18 protein-coding genes and 2 pseudogenes are annotated in these 20,990 nt (G+C 59.1%); 9 read left to right on the top strand and 11 right to left on the bottom strand.

Translation table 11 applies throughout. The annotated features are described in order from the left end of the window. Positions 1-105 precede the first annotated feature (105 nt). Complete coding sequence (locus ACF8E5_RS09050; RefSeq protein WP_078477827.1) at positions 106-303, top strand: hypothetical protein; 198 nt, start codon at positions 106-108, stop codon at positions 301-303. A 74-nt stretch (positions 304-377) separates the two neighbouring features. On the opposite strand, the pseudogene ACF8E5_RS09045 reads toward ACF8E5_RS09050, so the two are convergent. Then, positions 378-2,479, bottom strand: a pseudogene (locus tag ACF8E5_RS09045) (TonB-dependent receptor). Between the two features lie 460 nt (positions 2,480-2,939). Between ACF8E5_RS09045 and ACF8E5_RS09040 the strand changes: the two are divergent. Then, a complete protein-coding gene (locus ACF8E5_RS09040; RefSeq protein WP_078477829.1) occupies positions 2,940-4,259 on the top strand; it encodes an OprD family porin in 1,320 nt (439 codons plus the stop codon). A gap of 69 nt (positions 4,260-4,328) precedes the next feature. Here the strand turns inward: ACF8E5_RS09040 and ACF8E5_RS09035 are convergent, their stop codons facing one another. Together ACF8E5_RS09035 and ACF8E5_RS09030 are read right to left on the bottom strand one after the other, a co-directional pair. Continuing rightward, the gene (locus ACF8E5_RS09035; protein WP_392475175.1) at positions 4,329-5,696 is read right to left on the bottom strand and encodes an ATP-binding protein; all 1,368 of its coding nucleotides are present in this window, start codon (positions 5,694-5,696) and stop codon (positions 4,329-4,331) included. Position 5,697: 1 nt separating this feature from the next. After that, positions 5,698-6,420, bottom strand: coding sequence for a response regulator (locus ACF8E5_RS09030; RefSeq protein WP_196186318.1), 723 nt, complete (start codon positions 6,418-6,420; stop codon positions 5,698-5,700). Positions 6,421-6,560: 140 nt separating this feature from the next. On the opposite strand from ACF8E5_RS09030, the gene ACF8E5_RS09025 reads away from it, so the two are divergent. Next, positions 6,561-8,858 (top strand): TonB-dependent siderophore receptor, encoded by a 2,298-nt coding sequence (locus ACF8E5_RS09025; RefSeq protein WP_392475174.1) that lies wholly within the window; start codon positions 6,561-6,563, stop codon positions 8,856-8,858. Between the two features lie 72 nt (positions 8,859-8,930). Here the strand turns inward: ACF8E5_RS09025 and ACF8E5_RS09020 are convergent, their stop codons facing one another. Further along, on the bottom strand, positions 8,931-9,137 hold the full coding sequence (locus ACF8E5_RS09020; protein ID WP_392475173.1) for a DUF3079 domain-containing protein: 207 nt from the start codon (positions 9,135-9,137) through the stop codon (positions 8,931-8,933). Positions 9,138-9,474: 337 nt separating this feature from the next. On the opposite strand from ACF8E5_RS09020, the gene ACF8E5_RS09015 reads away from it, so the two are divergent. Together ACF8E5_RS09015 and ACF8E5_RS09010 are read left to right on the top strand one after the other, a co-directional pair. Next, complete coding sequence (locus ACF8E5_RS09015) at positions 9,475-10,287, top strand: alpha/beta fold hydrolase (protein WP_392475172.1); 813 nt, start codon at positions 9,475-9,477, stop codon at positions 10,285-10,287. Beyond that, entirely contained in the window at positions 10,280-11,437 is a 1,158-nt protein-coding gene (locus tag ACF8E5_RS09010) for an ATP-binding protein (protein WP_392475171.1), read from the top strand. Before ACF8E5_RS09015 ends, ACF8E5_RS09010 begins: the two co-directional genes overlap by 8 nt. A 297-nt stretch (positions 11,438-11,734) precedes the next feature. On the opposite strand, the gene ACF8E5_RS09005 is transcribed toward ACF8E5_RS09010, so the two are convergent. From ACF8E5_RS09005 to ACF8E5_RS08985, 5 genes and pseudogenes are all read right to left on the bottom strand, one after another. Then, complete coding sequence (locus tag ACF8E5_RS09005; RefSeq protein ID WP_058638931.1) at positions 11,735-12,181, bottom strand: type II toxin-antitoxin system HicB family antitoxin; 447 nt, start codon at positions 12,179-12,181, stop codon at positions 11,735-11,737. 87 nt (positions 12,182-12,268) lie between these two features. After that, positions 12,269-12,451, bottom strand: a complete 183-nt coding sequence (locus tag ACF8E5_RS09000; protein ID WP_196121395.1) for a type II toxin-antitoxin system HicA family toxin — start codon at positions 12,449-12,451, stop codon at positions 12,269-12,271. Positions 12,452-13,035: 584 nt separating this feature from the next. After that, positions 13,036-13,235 (bottom strand): annotated as a pseudogene (locus tag ACF8E5_RS08995) (integrase); the annotation flags it as partial. A 402-nt stretch (positions 13,236-13,637) separates the two neighbouring features. Continuing rightward, positions 13,638-14,237 carry a hypothetical protein gene (locus ACF8E5_RS08990; protein ID WP_392475170.1) on the bottom strand — a complete coding sequence of 200 codons (600 nt, stop codon included), beginning with the start codon at positions 14,235-14,237 and terminating at the stop codon, positions 13,638-13,640. After that, on the bottom strand, positions 14,203-15,186 hold the full coding sequence (locus ACF8E5_RS08985) for a hypothetical protein (RefSeq protein WP_125474416.1): 984 nt from the start codon (positions 15,184-15,186) through the stop codon (positions 14,203-14,205). The genes ACF8E5_RS08990 and ACF8E5_RS08985 overlap by 35 nt, the downstream gene beginning before the upstream one ends. Before the next feature lie 253 nt (positions 15,187-15,439). On the opposite strand from ACF8E5_RS08985, the gene ACF8E5_RS08980 reads away from it, so the two are divergent. Then, positions 15,440-16,054 carry a recombinase family protein gene (locus tag ACF8E5_RS08980; RefSeq protein ID WP_392475169.1) on the top strand — a complete coding sequence of 205 codons (615 nt, stop codon included), beginning with the start codon at positions 15,440-15,442 and terminating at the stop codon, positions 16,052-16,054. A gap of 778 nt (positions 16,055-16,832) precedes the next feature. Here the strand turns inward: ACF8E5_RS08980 and ACF8E5_RS08975 are convergent. Then, entirely contained in the window at positions 16,833-17,393 is a 561-nt protein-coding gene (locus tag ACF8E5_RS08975) for a hypothetical protein (RefSeq protein WP_392475168.1), read from the bottom strand. A gap of 1,439 nt (positions 17,394-18,832) precedes the next feature. On the opposite strand from ACF8E5_RS08975, the gene ACF8E5_RS08970 reads away from it, so the two are divergent. The 3 genes from ACF8E5_RS08970 to ACF8E5_RS08960 all read left to right on the top strand — a co-directional run bounded on the left by ACF8E5_RS08970 (position 18,833) and on the right by ACF8E5_RS08960 (position 20,398). Then, positions 18,833-19,048, top strand: a complete 216-nt coding sequence (locus ACF8E5_RS08970; RefSeq protein ID WP_392475167.1) for a hypothetical protein — start codon at positions 18,833-18,835, stop codon at positions 19,046-19,048. A gap of 232 nt (positions 19,049-19,280) precedes the next feature. Further along, the gene (locus ACF8E5_RS08965) at positions 19,281-19,484 is read left to right on the top strand and encodes a hypothetical protein (RefSeq protein ID WP_027610146.1); all 204 of its coding nucleotides are present in this window, start codon (positions 19,281-19,283) and stop codon (positions 19,482-19,484) included. Between the two features lie 665 nt (positions 19,485-20,149). After that, positions 20,150-20,398, top strand: coding sequence for a pyocin activator PrtN family protein (locus tag ACF8E5_RS08960; RefSeq protein ID WP_027610145.1), 249 nt, complete (start codon positions 20,150-20,152; stop codon positions 20,396-20,398). A gap of 120 nt (positions 20,399-20,518) precedes the next feature. Here the strand turns inward: ACF8E5_RS08960 and ACF8E5_RS08955 are convergent, their stop codons facing one another. Further along, a complete protein-coding gene (locus ACF8E5_RS08955; protein WP_392475166.1) occupies positions 20,519-20,725 on the bottom strand; it encodes a helix-turn-helix transcriptional regulator in 207 nt (68 codons plus the stop codon). Positions 20,726-20,990: the final 265 nt, after the last annotated feature.

The following is a 20,990-nucleotide window of genomic DNA, read 5'->3' as shown; positions in this document are numbered from 1 at the left end:
GCTTTTGTATTGTTTTTCAAACAGATAGCCCGGTGTCATCGGGTTGTCTGCTTGTAACACTACTTGCGTAGGTTAGCTGCTCACGGGCCAGGAGTACGTGTAGAAATGAATGCAGCAAGTGAGTCGGCATTGCGCCCATTGGCACTAGACCATGCATCGCTCGAGCGTTTGGCGAAGTGGTTGAAGCACCATGGAAGCAGCAGGGTCAGGACGACCGACCCACGACGGCTACTTGCCGGGCGTTACCCCGAAGGGCTGATCAGCGAGGCTGAGCTTCATGCGTTGATGGCGGTGTGGCGTTAGCCGCGATCCAACGTTCCTCAAACCCTGTAGCACACCGGCAGGGGCAGCCTCGCAAAGGCTGCCCCTGTTGACGTTCAGAAGCTGTAGGTGCCTGTGACGACCAGGCTGCGCGGGTCGCCGACCTGGATCTGCGCTGCACTGGTCGCCGAACTGTAGTAAGTCCGGTCGGCAATGTTGCTCAGCGCCGCCCGCACGTCCCACTCCTGGGTGCGGTACCCGGCCAGCGCATCCCAGCGGCCATAACCTGGCAGGACCGTGGTGTTCTGGTTGTCGGCATACCGCTGACCGACCAGCGTCAGGCCTGTTTCTGCGTACCAGCCCAGTTCTGGCTTCCAGGTGACGAACAGGCTGGCGTTACGCTTGGCCACGTCATTGATCCGGTTACCCTGCTGGCCATTGCTGTCCTTGACGATCGTGGCATCTTGCAGACCAACCCCGCCACGCACGTACCAGTTGCCAACCACATTGCCCATGGCGGTCAACTCGATGCCGCGCGAGCGCTGCAGGCCACTGAGCAAGGTGACTTCCGGGTCAAGCGGGTCGCGGGTACGACGGTTGTACAGCTCGAGCTCATAGACCGCCAGGGTGGTGGTCAGGCGTTGGTCGAACCAGTCGCTCTTCACGCCAACCTCCTTTTGCCGCGTCAGCTCGGGTGCTGTCTCGTTGCTGTTGCCCGGTGCGCCCGGCGTTATACCGATCAGGCCACCGCCTACTGGCGAGAAGGTCTTGCTCCATGACGCATAGAACGAGTGGTCCTGCCACGGGGTATACACCACCCCGATGCGAGGGCTGGTGGTTCGGCTGCTCTGTTTTTCGGACAGGCTGCGCACCTTGTTGGTGGTCTGAACGTCGAATTCATCGAAACGCACGCCTGCCAGCAACTGCCATTGATCGTTCAGGCGAAGCTGGTCTTGCAGGTACAGGCCTCGGCTTTGCACCACGGTGTGGTTATTGCTCGACATCACCATGCGACCGTTGTGCTGCCTGCTCCGGTCAGGGTCGTACAGGTCCACGGGCGGCACGGGCCTGCCGCCGGCGTTTGCCGCAGCCGCGGTGTACAAAGTGGGGTCGCGGCGTTGGCTGCCGAATTCCAGGCCCAGCAGTAGCGTGTGCCCTAGGCCCAGTGTGTCGAAGGTGCCTTCGGCTTCCAGGGTATTGAACAGGTTGCGGGTGTTCAGGTCCTGCTGCCAGCGCTGGCGCGTCACTGTGCCATTGCTGGGGTTGTAGGCGGTGGGGTAGGTGTTGTCGAATTCGCTGTCGAGCTTGAACAGGCTCAGGGTATGACGCAGTTGCCACGCATCGTTGAGCTCGTAGTTCAGGCGTGACCGCAAGGACTGCGCCCGGTCATCGATGAAGTCACGCTGTGTATCGCCGTAGGTCGTGCTGCGGCTGACATTCGCGGGGCGACCATCGACGCCGGGGATACCGCGGTCCGGCGTGCGGTTGAAGCGGCTGTACTCGTATTGCACCAGCCAGTTCAGCCGGCGTGACCTGCCAGCTGACCGAGGGTGCGAACAGCTGGCGGCTACCGTCGACACCGTCACGGAAACTGTTGTTGTCCTGGTTGCCCATGTTCAGGCGCAGGCTGACCGTGTCGCTGGGGTCTGCGCTGAGGTCGGCATACAGGCTGCGCAGGTCCTCGCTGCCTGCCTGTGCCTCCAGGGTAGAACGACGGCCTGCCTCGGGCGCCTTGCTGATGCGGTTGACGATACCCCCCCTGGCCGCCCCGCCCATACAGCACGGCCGCAGGGCCTTTGAGCACATCGACCCGTTCGATGCTGTGCAGGTCGCGGATGTACTGGCTGTCATCACGCACGCCGTCCAGGTAGAAGTCATTGCCGGCTTCGAAGCCGCGAATGCGCACGCTATCGAAGCGCGTGTCGGCACCACTGCTGACGTTGGGGATACCTTCGAGCGCCTTGCCCAACGTGTTGCTGCCGTAGTCCAGCACCTGCGAGGTCTTGACCGTATCCACCGCCTGCGGCACGGCGCGTACGGCGGTGGCGGTTCGGGTCGCAGTACTGACTTCACGCACCCGCGGGCTGTCTTTGTCCCGCTCGCTGTCGGCGGTGACGGATAGCTCAGGCAGTGTGGTAGTAGCGGCGCTTGTGGGGCTGGCAGCCAGCAGGCATGAAATGGAGAGCGTGATAGGAGCGAGGCGAGAAGGGGCAGGCATGACGCGCGTTTGACCGGACAGTAATGAAGGCGCGAATGATAATGGGTGCTATTTGCTAACGCTCGCCTATTATGGTTTCTGGATTTTTACGTTTCTATCACTTTGTGACTAGTCAGAATGGGGACCTAAGTGAACTTGTCGCCTTGATCAAGATGAGTTTTCAATACCGAGAAGGAATATCCTCCTACAGCTTTAGTTCTAAAGGAAACGCCTCATGAACGCTCGGTTTTTAGTTATATCAACCTGAATTTCACGTTTTTTTGACATTTGTAATCGCACGCCGCTAGGATTCGGCCACGCCTGCTGGCCAATCCGTTTGGCCATGCTGTTGCCAGGGCCGGCCGCGTTTACCGGCAAAGGGCCTTCTGGCAGAACCTGCATAGCGTCGAACCTACGAAGGGGCGTTGGTTCATGGCGTCATTACGCAGCGCGTTTTCGATCAAGAAATAAGGAAAATAACATGTTGAATACCAGGATCAGCCTGGTCGCCCTGGCGATGATCGCCGCGACCCAGGCCCAGGCCAATGACCAGGCCGCCAGCAACGGCTTCATCGAGGACAGCCACGCCAACGTCCTTCTGCGCAACGCCTACATCAACCGTGACAAGAAGCACGGCACCGATGACCAGATCGAGTGGGGCCAGGCATTCATCGGCAACTTCTCGTCCGGCTTCACCCAAGGCACCGTCGGTGTCGGCGTCGATGCATTCGGCCTGTACGCCTTGCGCCTGGACGGCGGCAAGGGCCACAACGGTGGCGGCGGCGTCGACTTCTTCAAGCCGCACGACACCACCAATGCCGATGGCAATGCCCGTTCGCCGCACAACCTGGCCCGTGCCGGTGCTGCCGTGAAGTTCCGCATTTCCAACACCGTGCTCAAGTACGGTGACCAGATGCCTGCACTGCCAGTGCTCCAGTACGACGATGCGCGCCTGCTGCCGGAAAGCTTCACCGGCACCCTGATCACCTCCAAGGAAATCGAAGGCCTGGAGCTGAACGCCGGTCGCTTCACCCAGGAAGCGCGCAAGAGCGCCGAACGCCGTGATGGCGGTGGCCTGAAGTCGATCAACGTGTTGGGCGGTAGCTACAAGTTCAACGACAACTTCACTGCGTCGCTGTACACCGCCGACACCGAAGACGTGATGAAGAAGCACTACCTGGGCCTGAACTACGTCTACGCCATCGCCGACGATCAGTCCCTGACCCTGGACTTCAACGGCTACAAGTCGAGCATCGACAACAAGTACGTGCGTGAAGCGGGCCTGAACGGTGACTCGAACACCATCTGGAGCCTGGCTGCTACCTACGCCTACGGCGCCCACTCGTTCACCCTCGCTCACCAGCGCAGCACCGGTAGCACCGGCTACAACTACGGCTGGTACCAGAACCAGGGCGGCGTGGGTGACGGTGGCTCGACCATCTTCCTGGCCAACTCTTACTGGTCCGACTTCAATGCCGAGGACGAGCGTTCCTGGCAGCTGGGCTATGGCCTGGACTTCGGTGCCTACGGCATTCCTGGCCTGACCTATAAGTTGGCCTACGTGGTGGGTGACAACATCAATACCCGCAACGTCGCCAACCCACAGGGCTTCGGCGAAGGCAAGGAGCGCGAGATCTTCAACCAGATCCGCTACGTGGTCCAGGAAGGCCCGGCCAAGGACCTGTCGGTCAAGCTGCGCAGCTCGTTCCTGCGCACCAACAATGCCGTGCGCCAGAACGGTTACAACGACGACGGCAACGAAGTCCGCGTATTCGTCGAGTACCCGATCAGCATCTTCTGATCCGGTCACCCACGCAGGCCACCTTCGCACCGCGTGCGCCGGTGGCCTGAGCCCACGGGCTGCCCACGTCTAGACAGGCAGCTCGATGGTCACGCGCAACCCGCCCCCCTCACGGTTGCGCATCCGCAACGCCCCCCCATGACTGGTCATGATCCGCTCGACGATACTCAGCCCGAGCCCATACCCGCCCGATGCCTGGTTACGCGAACGCTCGCCACGTACGAACGGTTCGGTAACGGTCGCCAGCAGGTGCGGCGCAATGCCTGGGCCTCGATCCTCGACGTGAACCAGCACCCGTGGCCCTACGCGCTCCACCGACACACTCACCTGACTGGCATAACGCAATGCATTGACCAGCAGGTTTTGCAGACAACGCTGCACCATCAGGGCATCGACGCTCACTACCCCGCCATGACCGAGCACAGGGATGGGCTCATCGGCAGTAGCCAGCTCCGCACACTGGCGTACAACCAGGCGATCAATGTCGACCGGCTGCAGGTTTTGCTGCTCGCCCGCACGCAGGTAGTCCAGCACCTGGCCGATCATGTCGTCCATCTGGGCAATGTTCTGCCGCAACCGCTTCCGGTGTTCGTCATCGGGCATGCGCTCCAGGCGCAGGCGCATGCGCGTCAACGGGGTGCGCAGGTCATGGGAGACGGCGGCGAGAAAGTAAGCCTTGTCGTTGACCATGGCGATCAGGCGCTGCTGCATGGCGTTGAAGGCCTGCGCGGCCTGACGAACCTCGTCGGGGCCGTCGAGCGCCAGCGGCGGTTGTTCTAGGTTGCTGCCCAGCGCCAGCGCTGCATCCGCCAGGCGGCGCAGCGGACGCAGGCACAGGCGCACGGCGATCAGGCACACCACCAGCACGGCGACAATGCGCAGCGCGTACACCCGCAACAGGTAGTCGCTGATCAGCAGCCAGGCGGACTCGCCGCTCCAGCCTTGCAGTTCCTGCCCGTCGATGGTCAACCAATGCCCGTCTGCCAACGGCACCGCAAACTGAAGGTGGGCCTGGGCCGTGCGCAGGCCGAACAGGCTGCGCCAGACGATCGGCTGGCCCAGTTCGTCGGTCAACTGCACCTTCATCAAATGCACCTGCGGCTCACGGCCAAGCTCGTATTTCAGGGCCTGGTGAAGCAGCAACTCGACCCGTTTGCGCCCGCGCCGTTCGTCCTGCTGCGGTGAGGGCAGCTGCTCGGCGCAGCGTAGTTGGTAATGGGCCGGCACCTTGAGCACGCCGGCATGACAGCTGGCCTGCTGGATGAGCGGGGCGCTGCGCGCCGCAATCAAGCGCACGGGGGCTTCGAACACCTGGGCGAAGCGCACATCGAACCAGATGCTGCTGGACATCAACTGGATGGCCAACGTGCCGCCTACCATGATCAGCATCAGCTGCCCGAACAGCGTGCGCGGCCACAGTCGGCGAGCCCAGCGCATGTCAGGCCGTGGCCTGGCTCTGAGCAATGCTCAGCAGATAACCTTCATTGCGGATGGTGAGGATCTGCGCCACATCGCCGGGCGCATGGCGCAAGTGCTGGCGCAGGCGGCTGACGCACATGTCGACCGAGCGGTCGTCTGGCAGGTGGTCGCGGCTGAAGGCACTGCGCGTCAACTGGTCGCGAGACACCACACGGTTGTTGGCTTCGAGCAATTCGCGCAGCACCCGGTAGTCGGAGCGCGGCAGGGTCAAGGTTTGCCCATCGGGGCGCGTCAGCAGGCGCTTGATGTGTTCCAGGCGAAAGCCTGCAAAGACATGAGCTTCGACCTGGGTCGGCTCCTGTACGGCAGCCTCCAACCGATGGGGCCTGCGCAGCACGGCCTTGATCCGGGCAATGAGTTCCCGGGGTTCGAAAGGCTTGGCCAGGTAATCGTCGGCCCCCACTTCCAGGCCGATGATGCGGTCCAGTGCACTGCCCTTTGCCGACAGCATGATCACCGCCAGCCCCGGCAGGGCCTGCAACTGACGGCACAGGCTCAGGCCATCTTCACCGGGCAGCATCAGGTCCAGCACCACGAGGTCCACCTTTTGCCGCGCCAAGTGCTCGTGCATCTGCTTGCCGTCGGTAGCCGCCAGTACGGCATAGCCTGCGTCGCTTAGGTAATCGCACAGCAGCTCGCGAATCTCGTCGTCGTCATCAACAACCAGCAGGGTTGTGCTCATCTGAAAAAACACCTGTGAGGCGGGCGTCGTTAGCGCCCATTACGTTGCATTACATCCCCGTACATGTCGGGTGTAGAGCCCAGAGGACTGATCCCTAGAATCCTAACAAAAAATCATCTGCAAATACGAAGCCTTCCCAAATGACCCCCCCAAGCATCACCAATACCTTCACTACAATCATCTGTGGCGGCACCCGCCTCAAGCCAATTGCCTTCTTCGTCGGCCTTGCCATCAGCAGTGGCGTCATGGCCGCCGACAGCGCACCCTTGGTACTCGATGCCACGCAAATCGAAGACAGCGCCCTGCTGCCCCAGGACGATGCCGGCCAGCTGGGCTACACCGTCGAACGCACGCGCAGCTCCACTGGCCTGGCGCTGACCCCACGGCAAACGCCACAGTCGGTCACCACCATCACCCGTCAGCAGATGGATGACCGCGCCATCCACAGCATCGAGCAGGCGCTGGAGACCACCCCAGGGGTGACCGCCAGCAAATCCGAAGTGGGCGGACGCACCGATTACCGTGCCCGTGGCTACTCCATCACCAACTGGAAAATCGACGGCCTGCAGGCACCCGGCGCGTCGGACTTCAGCGGTAGCGGCAATGCCCTGAACATGGACCTCTACGAGCGCATCGACATCGTGCGCGGTGCCAACGGCCTGCTCGGCGGAACCGGCGACCCGTCCGCCACCATCGACCTGATTCGCAAGGCGCCCACCCGCACCTTCGGCGGCAGCGCGTACGCCACCTACGGCAGCTGGGACAAACGCCGTCTGGGCGCCGACCTGAACCTGCCGCTGTCCGAAGACGGCCGCCTGCGCTCGCGTTTCGTGGTGACCCAGCAGGACGCCAACTCGTTCCGTGACTACCAGTCCGACCGTTCACGCGCGGCCCTGGCCAACTTCGAGTTCGACCTGGACGATGCCACCACCCTGGGCGCCGGCTACCAGTACGAATACAACAAGGTGGTGGGCGGCGGTTGGGGCGCGAACATTCCCATCTGGTACCGCGACGGCAGCAAGACCGACCTGCCACGCAGCGCCAACCTGGTTCCGAGCTGGAGCTTTGGCGAATACACCACCCGCACCGCCTTCGGCTCGCTGGTGCACCGCTTCGACAACGACTGGTCGCTGGACCTGAAGGCGTCCCAGAGCACCACCGATGCCCTCAACCACCGAGGCCTGGGCAAGGTCAACTCGGCAGGGCGCGGCCGGTTCGGCGGCTACTGGAATCAGGACGGCAGCGGCGCGGTGCTCAACGGCCTGCACAGCTCGAGCGACACCACCCAGCAGTCAGCGCAGATCGACCTGTCCGGTCCGTTCCAATTGTTCGGCCGTACTCACCAGGCCATGGTCGGCTACAACGACAGCCGTAGCGTGCAGTGGTCGCCGGAGTACCGCTGCAGCATGGTTGGCGGCGGCAAGATCACCGATCCGGTAGTCGGCTGCCAGTTCCGCGCCAACAATGGTCTGCCCATCAGCGATTGGCGCAATGGCGTGGACGGGGACTATGACCTGCTGGCTTCGCAGACCGGCAAGCACAGCAAGACCACCACTCGCCTGCAGGGCATGTACGCCGCGACCCGCCTGAGCATCACCGACCCGTTGTCGGTGATCCTGGGCGTGCGCACCACCGACTACTCGGCCATCACCCGCAGCGTGAATGCCGTGCGCACCAGCCAGGAAGAAAACGGCGTCGTGACCCCCTACCTGGGCGCAGTGTACGACCTGAACGACACCTACTCGCTGTACGCCAGCTACACCGACATCTTCAACCCGCAAACCCAGGAAACCAGCGCTGGCAGCCGGGTCGAGCCGATCCGGGGGCAAAGCTACGAGACGGGCATCAAAGGCGCCTGGTTCGACGGTCGCCTGAACGCCTCTGCGGCGTACTTCCGCACCAAACAGGAAAACAAGGCGGTATTGGACGGCGGCCTGTCCACCCCGACCGGTGGCGATGCCTACAAAGCAGGCTCAGGCCAGGAAACCGACGGCATCGACCTGGAAATCGCCGGCGCCCTGACCCCGGACTGGAACGTATACGCCGGCTACACCTACCTGCACTTCCGCCGCGTTGACAGCGACGGGCGCAGCGACCCTTCGCACCTGTTCAAGGCCTCCACCACCTACCACCTCAGCGGCCCACTCGACCGCCTGACCGTAGGCGCCGGCGTTACCGCACAGTCCAATATCCGCGCCATATCCAGCCCGGCGGGCCAGCCTGTCAACGGCGTGAGCAGCGGCGCCACCGACGTGAACTGGTCCGGCTACGCCATCTGGAACGTCATGGCCAAGTACCAGGTGACCGACGACACCAGCGTGACCCTCAATGCCAACAACCTGTTCGACAAGCACTACTACACCCGCTACGGGTTCTATGCAGGGGCCGTGTACGGTGACCCGCGCAGCTTGTCGCTGACCGTCAACACCACCTTCTGATCCACGTCGCAAGGACGAACACCTCACCCGCGCTGAGCGGGTGAGGTGCTTCATGCAGGGCTGAAGGGGCGTTCAGAGGGTGGGGGGCTTCGCGTTATCCACAGCGGGCGGCTCGAACCGGTCATCGAAACTGTCCCAGTCCTCGCCGAACAGCTCCACCGGGTGCATGGTCCGGTCGGCACCATTACCGCAGGCCAGCGCCTTGGCTGGGCAATACAGATCGCAGCCCCAGCAAATGCGCTCGGGGTGGCTGGGGTGCTTTGGGAATTTCTTGGCCATGAGGGGCCTCCGGCAAGCAGTACATGACCTGAGCCTAACCCTCCTGGCTCTGTTCGGGTTGACCGAAGTCAAGCACCAGCCAGGGGCATCCGGATCATCACCAGACCCTTTGGCCTCAGAAAACAGACAGAAACTTCTACGTCGCTTGCCTATATAGCGTAAGGTGGGCGTCCCGATCCGTGAACTGTTCCTGCACAAGACCCCACTAAGCACTTAGCGGGGCGATGACGCGTTGCTCAACGGCACCTGCCCGTAGGCTCTCCCTCAACTACTCTCAGCAAGGACTTGAACGGATCGTGACAACTCAGCATGACGTTGAACGGTATTCGGGAGAGGTATGACCCTGCAAAAACGTAACAACGTCCAGGTAGCCGGAGCGGGTGACGTGACCCTCGTTCTGTCCCATGGCTTCGGCTGCGACCAATCCATGTGGCGGCTGGTGCTGCCGCACTTTCTCGAACGCTTTCGGGTCGTTACCTACGACTTGGTCGGGGCAGGGCGCTCGGACCTCAGTGCCTACAAGCACGACAAGTACGCCACGCTGTGGGGCTATGCCAGCGACCTCAACGAAATCATCGACGAATACGCCCAAGGCCCGGTCATCGTGGTCGCCCACTCGGTCAGCGCCATCATCACTGCCCTGGCCGAGCGCCAGCGGCCAGGCCGGCTGATGGGGCTGGTCATGGTGGGCGGTTCGCCCTGTTACGTGGACGACGAGGCCTACACCGGCGGTTTCACCCCCGATGAAGTGCACGACCTGCTGACCACCCTCGACGAAAACTACCTGGGCTGGTCCAGCTCCATGGCCCCGGTGTTGATGGGCACCCCCGGCCAGCCGGCCCTGGAACAGGAACTGGCCAGCAGTTTCAGCCGCACCGACGCCCAGATCGCCCGGCATTTCGCCCGCGTGATCTTCCTGTCCGACCACCGCAAGGACGTGACGGGCCTGCAACTGCCTACCCTGATCGTGCAATGCACGGGCGACCCCGTGGTGCCTGTGGCGGTTGGCAAATACCTCAATACCGTCATGCCGAGCAGCCAGCTGAGCATCATCGAGAACATGGGCCATTACCCCCAGCTGAGCGCGTCAGGCGCTTGTGCTGCCGCGATGGACGCGTTCTTCACCCACCTTGGCCTCGACCATGGATAACAAGGAGTTGTTGTCTACCCAGGCCTTCTTCGAGCACGCGCCCTGTGCCCTGGTGGTGATGGCGCCCGACGGCACCCTGGTGCGCTGCAACCAGACCCTGGCCGACTGGCTGGGATACGACAGCGCCACCCTGCACGCGATGAGTTTCGACCAACTGCTGCCCGCCGATGGCCGCGTGTTCCTGCTGACCCACTGGGGCCCACTGCTGAACATGCAAGGGTCCATCTCCGAAGTGAAGATTGCCCTGGGCCACAGCGACGGCCGCAAGCTGCCCATGCTGCTCAGCGGCGTACGCCGCGAAAGCGATGACGGCATTCGCTACCACCTGGCGCTGTTCAGCGCCCTCGAAAGCACCAGCAGCGGCAAGGCCGCCCTGGAAGCCATGCAACGCGCCGAAGAAATGCTGGCGCAGAAGATAGAAGCCGAAAGCGCCCTGCAACGCGCCCAGGCCGAACTCGCCGCCGCCTACCAGGAGGTGCAGCGCCGCGCCGTTTTCTCCGAACAGATGGTCGCCATCGCCAGCCACGACCTGAAGAACCCCCTGACCGCCATCCAGATGGCCGCGTCCATGCTCAAGCGCGACCTACCCAACGACCGTGCGCGGCGGTTACTGGCCGGCATCGACAACTCGACTGAGCGCGCGCTGCGCATGATCGTCGACCTGCTCGACTTCGCCTCGGTCAGGCTCGGCCCCGGCATGACCATCCGCCGCGAGCGAGTGGACCTGGTACGTGCCGTGGATTATTCGATAAGTGAGCTGAAGGTGGCCTTCCCTGACGCACAGATTCGGCACTACGCCCGCGGCCGACGCGTGGTGCAGGTCGACCCGGATCGGTTGCAGCAGTTGATTGGCAACCTGGTGGCCAATGGCGTGGCCTATGGCGACCTTCGCTACCCCATCACCCTGACAACGGACTTCTCGGATGACGGGGCGGTGGTGAGTGTGCATAACCATGGTGCTGCGATCGATGACGCGCTGCTGCCCACGTTGTTCGAGCCGATGACCCGAGGCAGCGATTGCCAGGACACGGTGCGGTCGGTGGGGCTGGGGTTGTTTATCGTGAAGAAGATTGCCGAGGCGCATGGGGGGAGTGTGAGCATGTGCTCGGATGAGGTGTTGGGGACACGGTTTGAGGTTTGGTTGGGGTGAGGGGGCTTGGGCGGGTGCGTTCAATGAGCCGGGAATCCTAACCCTTATCTTGCGTAAGCACCGTCCCGTACGAGCAATCACCCAATACCGCATCCGGAACCGAGCGAATCCCAAGGTGAGAGCGGCCTCGCGCCGCGATGGGCTGCACAGCAGCCTCAACAAGGCATTTCAGTAGTTCGATGCATACCCTGTGAGCTCTCAAGTCTCGCAAAGTTGGTTCAGTGCTTCAGTTGCGTTTCTTGCTCGTATACCTAGTCATTATTAGGGCGCCCGTAGGGCGCCCTTAATGTTTTCAAGTCATACTGTCTTTCTGGTTTTTAAAGCGTCTATGCCTTCGTTTAAGTTTTTCGCCAGCTCGTGCAGCGCCGCCGCGGCTAAAAATCCTGATCTGGACGCATAAGAGCTGTCTTCTTTCACGCGATCATCTATGCGTTTGAGGAGACCTTCTGGTAAAGACGCGTTAAAGCGAACCGACTTCCCATAGTAGGGGGTGACGTCGAATTCTACGAAAGCCCAGATGCCATCGGCATAAGCCGGGTCCTTCCTATGAAGTTCGATGTTTTGAGGTTGCGGCAGAGGCTCTCCATCTTCTACCAAACCTTCAAAGTGCATCTCTAACGCAAGTTGGACTTCGCTCAATGCTTCATCGATCGTTTCGCCAGCAGAGAAGCAGCCCGGTACGTCTGGAACTGTCACTCCGTAATCGGAATCTTCATCTTTGTGCAAAACAACTGGGTATTTCATTTTAAACATCCCTCCGAAAAAGTTCGGCGATTCGATTTCACTATTGCTAACAGCAAGCTTACGATCTACCAGCACGTGTAAAGCCGGTCAGAGACCGGCTTGCTTCCAGATGTTTCGAAGCGTCCCGATTGCCACATCTTTACTCGGATGAGGAACCGTAACCCGTCCCTTCTTGGTTGGATGCTTGAACTGCTGGTGGCTCCCATCAGTCCCTTTAACTCTGACCCAACCGTCATCCTTTAGCCGCTTGATGATGTCTCGGCTGTGCACGGGTACCTCCTCAAAGCTTGCCGCGGATGTGTGTATACTACACAACGATCCAGAGGATTGTACACACCAGTACACAATGTCTAAGATCCGATAACCCAACGCTTGTTCCCCACAGCAGGGGATGAGCTCGCATCGACCCTAGTTGCATACGCTTCACCTCCGTTTGCTAATCCTCGACCCCCCGTATCCTGCCCAGAATGCTGAGTGTTATCAGGGATGGCCCCTGCGAATTGTGGGGGATGTCCTCTAGCCTGGGGCTGGCGGCTCCTGACGTCCTGGAACGAGGGCATCTCATAATCTGGCCTGTTGAAGCCGTTGAAGGTGGGCGGGTAGAGGCTGCATTGGCTGACGAGACCAGTGCTGCGAGATCCTGAGTCGGATGAAATGCAGCAATGCGATGACCAGGGCATGCCCGACTGTTAGTCAGGTGCACTCCATCCCTTGGTCTGCGGAGCCATCCCCTACAGCGCTGCTGCTGGAGCCATTGGCGTCTGTCACGCCTATGTCAGGAGTAAAGTTGCCGCAAAACCGAATGCGATAAGGGCTGCAGCACTGTCAAGAGCGCCCGTCTCTTCCCAGTGAAACAGACGGATCACTGGATAACTGCTTAGGGCAGTCAGGCCTTCTCGGCCATCGGTTTCACGTACCTGAGCCGCCCGCCTTTGCGGCCGTTGGGTTGCACAAGCAGGTCAAGACCGCCCCCATCGAAGAGCTTGTACTCGCGCTTTCTGGGATTTGCCGTGCGACAGGGGGTACCGGTAGGCGGGGCAGTTTTGCGGGCCACAAGGATAGTCTCCGATATCGAAACGGACCTCTACCCTTAAAACCGTGTTCGGTGCCTGGGTCGATGATGCGAATGCGCCCATGCACGAGATCAGGGTCCGCTTTGAGCTGGTCGGAACGATGATCGGGCAAACACTGGCCGTAATTAATCACGAAGGTCCGATCGGCGCAGATATAGCGCTCAAAATCAGGCGATACGAGGAACACTACAGGGCTCGTTGCGCGCGCTCCGTTGGCAACCTGTGGGGGCCGAACGGAAAATTGAGAAAACATTTCAGTGATTTGCCGGGGTAGGGCGGTACACCGCTTATCTGTATCTCTAGTAACAATGCAGCTTGATCTTCTCCGTAGTTGTAGAATTATTGGGTCGCCCCGTGAAATGTTTAGGGGCGGTCCCAAGTATTCAATCAACTTTATGGATTTTATCTCCTAGATAGTATAGGCCCCAGAAGGTTGTAAGTATCATCTGGAAGAAGAATAGCATGATTAGGAGAAATGCTGCTGCTCCAATAGTTGAGGCGTAGGGTATTGATGATTTGTCTAGATCTCCAGCTAGTGTTAGTAGCCCGATTGATCCAAGTATTATTATCACGCATTCGGCAGTTAAAAATGCGAACATCATGCTTAGGAATCGCCTCCTAGTTAAAGCGACTTCCTGTTCCTCCCCGCCGCGAAATTCTGTTATCAGTGGTGTGGGAGCCGGGATTATGCTGTCGATATCAGAACGGCCGAATGTAGCGATCGCAGCCAGTGCTGCAATATAAAAGCCAGGAAGGTTCTGAATAAAACTTAGTATTTTTGATAAAACTCCTGAGCTTCCATAAAGATTGATTTTTTCTCCCCAGGTCAGTAGTATTATTGCGCTTAGTCCAACCAAAATTCCCGGGAAAAACCAGTCCATAATTTTTTTGTGTTCGTGACGTATCGCTAAATAGGCAAATGGCCTGCATAGTTGCCCGAGAAAAACTTTATAAGGCGTTGTAAAGCGATCTTTTGATGTCATCGTCGATCTCTCCGTAGCCATTCGAGTTTGTATCAGGGGTATCGATTGAGGCCTTTTTTACATACCGCTCGTTATCAGTGAGCGTGAAGTCGTCTGTGTTCACCTTGACTGTGTGCGCCTCATCCGAAGGGTCTCTGAACCGTATGACTGCTTCGTTGTAGTCAAATTGGTTGCCCCGGTTAAAGGCCTGTTTGAGAGCATCAATCACACCTTGGGGTGGAAGATTTTCGATTTGCGGGCGCAACACGATTATTTTTTTCTCCTCGCTCAATCCTGCACCATTGTCCCAGACCTGTCCATGGTTTTCATAATTAGCCAGTTCGATACGTCCGAGTGTTCCGTTTGCAAGATCATTCAAGAACTCATCAGAAATTTTTCCGTTTAACTCTATGCTATGCAGCGCGTTGACCATTAGAGGAGCGCCGCCTTCCATTACACCGGCAGGATGGGGTACCTTATATTCTGCCTTATTTCCACTTCGACACTCTCGTAGCAGGTGATTTAGAAAACTGTGAATTTGGGTTCCTGGTATCCCTCCACGAGGCGATTCATATACCATGGAATAAAGGTTTGGTTGATGCGCGACTAAGCTCACGCAGAGATGAGCAGAGTAATCATTGCCAAATCCATCCGGCTTTAAGAGCTCTTGGCGTTCACCTGAAACCGGATTAGATATGGTTTGATCGGGCTCGGTTGGGTCGCTCTTATTTATCAGCAATGTAGCCTTTTGTGCATTTTCGTCTATTTCAATGTCAGCCAAGTAATACTTGACGCTGTCGGGGATTTCGCGATGGGTCAGCTTGCTCGCGTCAAATAAAGCTTTCGCTTGGCGCAAAATTGTCAGCAACGTAAAGGCTGTAACGGTATTTGAAATAGGCTTGCCGTTTACGTGATATCGGGCAGCAGCTTTGACTCGCAGGTCATAAAATCGGAGATATCTCTTTGTCACTTACTAATCCTCGCAGATCGTTCGAACTCAGGGCGAGGTAGATCGCAGTGCGGAACCCCTCCCTGGGAATGCTCCACGGCTAAATTCATGTATGGCGAGGAGTGATGGCAATTTAGCTTCTAGCTCGTATGCTACGCAAGGTATGCCTGGGCTGATACGGTCTAATTTGACCTAATCAGCCCTTTTTACTTGATAAGTAACATCCAAAGTGCAACAGTGTTAGGACAACACCCTAACTGATACAGGTTGCATCATGTTCATCCGTGCCTACCTTCGAGCATCCACTGACGAGCAAGACGCCGGCCGCGCCCGGGTCTCCTTGGAAAAGTTCGCCAGCGACCACAACAAGGTCATCGCCTGCGAGTACCTGGAGAACGCTAGCGGTGCCGCCGCAGATCGGCCTGAACTGCTGCGCCTGCTAAAGGATGCTCGGAAGGGTGATGTGCTGCTTGTCGAATCTATTGATCGCCTGTCCCGTCTGCCGGCCGACGACTGGGCGAAGCTCAAGAGTGCGATCGACGCCCAGGGCCTGCGCATCGTGGCGTTGGACCTGCCCACCAGCCACCAGGGTATGCGCGACACGAAGGGCGATGAGTTCACCGACCGCATGCTGTCCGCGATCAACTCGATGCTGGTCGAAATGATGGCCGCTATCGCCCGGAAGGATTACGAGCAGCGCCGCGAGCGCCAGGCTCAGGGGATTCAGAAGGCAAAAGCCGAAGGCAAATACCAAGGCCGGCCTGTGGACGAGGAGCTTCACAAGCGCGTGAAGGAGCTTCTCGGCGCCGGGCTAGGTATCCGAGCCACTGCCAGGCATGCGAAATGCTCGACAACTACTGTGCTGCGCATTCGCGACACTGCTGCCTGATATCGTATCGCTCCTGCCCGGCAGCATCACAACCACCTCTCTCGCCAGGCGGTCGAACCTTGACGATTGTTAACAGGGTACTTGGCCGATCAACCAGGGCAAATACTAACTTTTGCTAACAGGCCGGCCCGCTAACGCCCGCTCCGATATCAACATTTGTCAACACGCGGTCAAGTCGTCGAGGTGCATTTCATGACAGGTTTTGACAGGTCGCTAGTGCTGAACATGACGCTATGAAGTGGCGATGAAATGGCGTTCTTGTGCCACGGAATTAGCGCGGATTGGACATTGCTGATGCCGACGAGATGAGCTTCGCACTTTCAGTCCATTGTTGTGCCACAGGAATGCCATTCCGTGCCGCGCCAAAGCCACGGCTACGCCACCATTCAGGTAAACCGAGCCCGTACCAGGGTCAGGACTATTTTTGTACCGGGGTCAGGACGTTTTCATTTCAAGCTTGAAAGTGTCCCGAGTCTATTACGGGGCGGGTGTTTTTGGTGGTACAGCCGCCAAGTCGACCTACCTTTCCTCGGGATCTGCACGCAGCCATGCCACCTGAGCGGAGCTGGCAACCAGCGATGGTAACCAGGCTTGGTAACCGGACTGGCCTGGCGCCAGGGCGGCACACCAACATTTCTTAACAGGCTGACGGGTTGGCCAACCCAGGCCAGGCACTAATATTTGCGAACAGGGCGGAGTTCAAGCGCCGGCGCCGGGATGCTCTGATGGCAACGTCAGCGAGGTCGCTGAGCTGGCATTCGCGGTAAGCGGCTAGTGGTCATGCATCATCAGTAGCTTTGTTGGCTTTAGCCCTATTCACCTTCCACGGTAGTGCCGGTTGAGCACGAACCTTTTTGTATTTCCCTTTGGCAAACATGTAGGTATGCAGCTCCATGAAATGACGGCTCCGACCAGATAGTTCGTAAGTGATGAGGAAAACCATCAGTGGCCTGTCTGCGTCCTGCCATTGCGAGTGAATTCGCTCCAGTGTGAGCGCTACGTCTTCAACCCTGCTGTAGCCAATGAAGGTCTGGAACACTGCCTGGCTGGCACGCTCTAGCAGCTTGGAAATTTCATTGATGTCAGTATGCGCGCGCTTCCATTCCCACTCGACGAACGAAAGCGTGTCACCCTCGGGGTAGCGCAGTACGGCGTCGGTGCGCCCACCTTGCTCAAACAGTGCCCTCGCGCCAAGGAGCGTAGAGCACTGACGCACCACCAATCCGAGGTGGATGGTCCAATCGGCGCGACCCGCCAGATCGTTTGCTTCAGTAACCGGGAAATCGCGGTACCAAAGACAGTTGAACAAGGTAATAAAATCCCGCTCGACTCGTTTCATAAACGTCCCCATTGTTTTGAATGCCGCAGTGAGTATTTAACGGCTGATAGGGTGAAAGGTTGAGGATGAGGGTGTCACGGGATGCGGGCTGAGATGGAGCAGGCCGACTCATGGATGGTTCGCGCACTGCTTCACGCACGATCTTCACGCAAGCGCAGTGCGTGATCGTGTAGTGGTGCGCGGCCAGGTACGCACCGCTGGTACGCATTCTGGCGTGCGTACCGGGCCAGTTCGTACACAGGTTCGCAACCCCCTATGCGCGAACTTTCCGTGCGAACCTGGGCGGCTTGCCTGTTATCAAAAGTTATGGTTTCCAGGGCTGGGTTTCCAGTGGGGTTTCCACGGTATTGCGGCCTTGTCAGTGGCAACCGCACCGCCGCGCCCACCATGAGCGACCACATCAAAACCACGAATCCCACACCAAGCGCCGGCCGATCTAATCTCAGGTTTTCTCAGGTTCCACCGTGTAGGAAGCGACACGCTGTGTAGGAATCAATCCGGTGCCGAGCGGCTGCCACTTTGACCACGCTTTGACGGAATGTGAGACAGGCATGAGACGGAACTAGCAACGGGTGGGCGTCTGAGGCCAGGCCTATGCTGTAAGCCGTCAAAGTCGAGGCCTCTGGTCGTCTCATTCCCCTGACAGACCTAAGACGGATTCTGGACAGCTTTGGACGGATCGGCGCTGGTGTCCCGTGGTGGCGATGGCGCCATGGCGCATGATGGCTGGCTGCCGATCTGGTGGCGGCTTGCTCCGGCCAGACGCTCGTCCAGAATCGCCAGGGGGAACTAGACCGACACGAGACGGCAATAGACGATGGTCGGTAGCCCGGTTCGCTGGATCACTGGCCAGGCTTGGCCTGGTCCTATGCGTGATGGGCTGGCGCGGGCAGTCTCGTCTAATGCCGAAGCCCGAATTCTGGACAGGCTCTGGACGGATCAGCGCCAGCACCAGCAGGTGGAATGGCGCGGGAGCGGTGATTTACCTGATGCGCGGGAGGCTGGCCACCATCGACCGGCGTCTACTCGTCCAGAATGGCCGGGGGCGGCGAAATTCTTGACAGGCCTTGACAGAATACTTGACAGGGCCTTGACGGATTTAGCCGCTGGCGCTTGAGCAGGATCGGCTGTAAGCCTTGCTGTGAAAGGGCTGGCGCTTTATCCGATTGACTTGTGAGAGAGGAGGCCGTCAAGAATTTCCAAGTGTGCTCGTCAAGAGAAATCGGGCGGTTCAGAACTTGACATACCAGGCCTGCAAAGGGGGTGTCCAAAGCGATCCACCCTCTGCGCAAGGGGTCATAGTCACCACCACTGCTGAGGGATGGTGGAGATCACCACGCCCTTGCGGCAAAGGTATCTCCGAGACGGACATGCCCTGTGCATTTGCCAGCCGTTGCCGATCAACCATGGTTCCTCGACAACCCAGTGGAGAGCCATGGATGAAAGAATTGCGCACAGTCGCCGAGGTACTCGAGCGTCTCAGTCACAACCAGGACGCGCTGAGGGCCTCAGTGGAGGAGTTGGCCAAGTGGGTTGGCGAGCGGGGATCTGATGCCGTGGTGGGAAACGTCAATGGCGCATTGTCGACCATGGATGACAACATCAATGCCGTGCGACAGGGAATCGCAGAGCTGGTGGCTGCGAGCGTCCGATAGCCCTACTGAGCCGGCCGGACAGCCTCGGCGAAGCTACCAATTTCGATCGCCTCGACTATCAAATCTGCTGCCCGACAGAGTTGGCCGACAAGGTGGTAGAGCGGCACCCTGACATCAGGCCGGAATAGGTGGCCGAGCGGGTCTGGTACAAACTACCCGGATGCTGGGTAGTTATCAGATAATCTGGTGCCCAGCTCGCCACGTTGAGCACCATCACATCGAGAGCCGCGATATGTCCGTTATCGACTGCGACTACCTACCCCAACCGGAGCCGGTCCAGTTCCCGCCAGAGCTGGCGCTACTGATCGTCAGGAAGGCCGCTGCCATGGCCGAGGCATTCGAGAGCAAGGCGCTCGATCAGATGACCATGGACGCCAGCCGGGCGCTTCGCGATGGGATGGAACCGCGCAGGATCATCAGGCAGATGGGGCTGTAGATACCGGTAAACTTTCCGGCATCTGGCAAGGCGTTGCTGTCATCGCAACACCCTCCGGCGATCAGCTACGGTCATTGGGTGTTGAAACGCCACCCCACCGTTTCGGGGGAGTGGTTCCCGGCTATACACGACCCCCTCCGGATCACTTAAACAATGGCTACACAACCCCCCTCCCATCGACGTTGTAACCCATCTATGGGGACCTGCCGGCGAAGGGTTACCTGCCACCCAGAGTCAGATTTTACCTCGTGCTCCAAAGCCGATTGTCACTTAGGTGAATTCATCCGAGGTGGGGCTGTTAGCCTGAGCTAGACCACAGGCGGCCGAGCACACCGATCATGAGACGCGATCAGATACTGCCGAAAATCCTCAGGCACCGTGATGCGCCTGGTTATTTGGGTATGTGTAGAGAAGAGTTCAACAAAACGGTCAGGCCGTTTGTCGCAGAGTTCCCGATTGGCGCCCAAGGCGTTGGGTTTGACCGGTACGAACTGGATGCCTGGGCCGATGCCTACATTGCAGCTAACGCCATCCAGAAGGCGCCGGCAGCCTTATCTAAGAAGGCTGTCAGAGATCATGAGCGACTAGCAGCTGAAGCGTCTCGGAGGGCGTTTGAGGACGCTCTCCGGCTCGTGACGGGAAAGAAATAGAGCTGGGGAGGTTCGTTGAAAACTACCTTTCTGCTCCTCGCTCAATATGACGGGATGGTGGTGATCCCCATAGAGCGGGTCTGTTCAGACTACTTCCCACATCTCTCTGTTGAGAAATTGAAGGGCAAGATCGCGCGCGGCGAGATCCGGCTACCACTAATTTCCATCGAGAAAAGCCAGAAGGCAGCGCGTGGTGTGCATATTGGGGACCTTGCCGAATACATAGATGCCAGACGGGCAGAGGCAATGAAAAGCTTGAGGTGAGCCGCCGCGACCCGTTACGTTCGTGCAGCGAGCGCATAGCCGGTCTGTGTGCCGCGGCGGCTACACCATGTTAACGTCCTGGCGCCAGGCCCATTCTGTTTCAGATGAAGGGTGTGAGCTTCACGAAGCCTCTGGTTTGTCTGGCATCACCGAGGTCATCCAGGCGGAAATATCGGACTGCAACCAGGCGACTGAGTTTGGCCCGAGCTTCACCTGCTTCGGAAATGTCCCTTCCCTCATTCGCTTGTAAATGGTGTTTCGGCTGAGCGCGGTAACTCGCACGACTTCAGCTATACGCATGAAGCGATCATTCTCGGCAGAGACCATGTGCTCCTCCGTCGTAGACAGCGAATTGAGGTCGTCGAATACCAGGAAGGCTTCCTGACGGCCCGGACGGCCTCTTCTCTAACTTTAGCCAAGCGCTCGCGACTGAGGTGCCATAGACGCTCCTGCACAGGTCAATGCCGAGCCTGGGTTGTGAACCTGGCGTGACTCCCGGACCGGCGGGGACTGTGAGTGCGCCGTCCGGCTGGAGAGCTTTTGCTAACGGAATGTCACGATGGCCCGGTGCGCGGGCAGTGAGCAGCCAAGG

This window comes from Pseudomonas sp. WSY_20 (assembly GCF_043104335.1).
Lineage (GTDB): Bacteria > Pseudomonadota > Gammaproteobacteria > Pseudomonadales > Pseudomonadaceae > Aquipseudomonas > Aquipseudomonas parafulva_B.
Note: the sequence above shows the minus strand (reverse complement) of the source record. Positions and strands in the feature narration are given on the sequence as shown.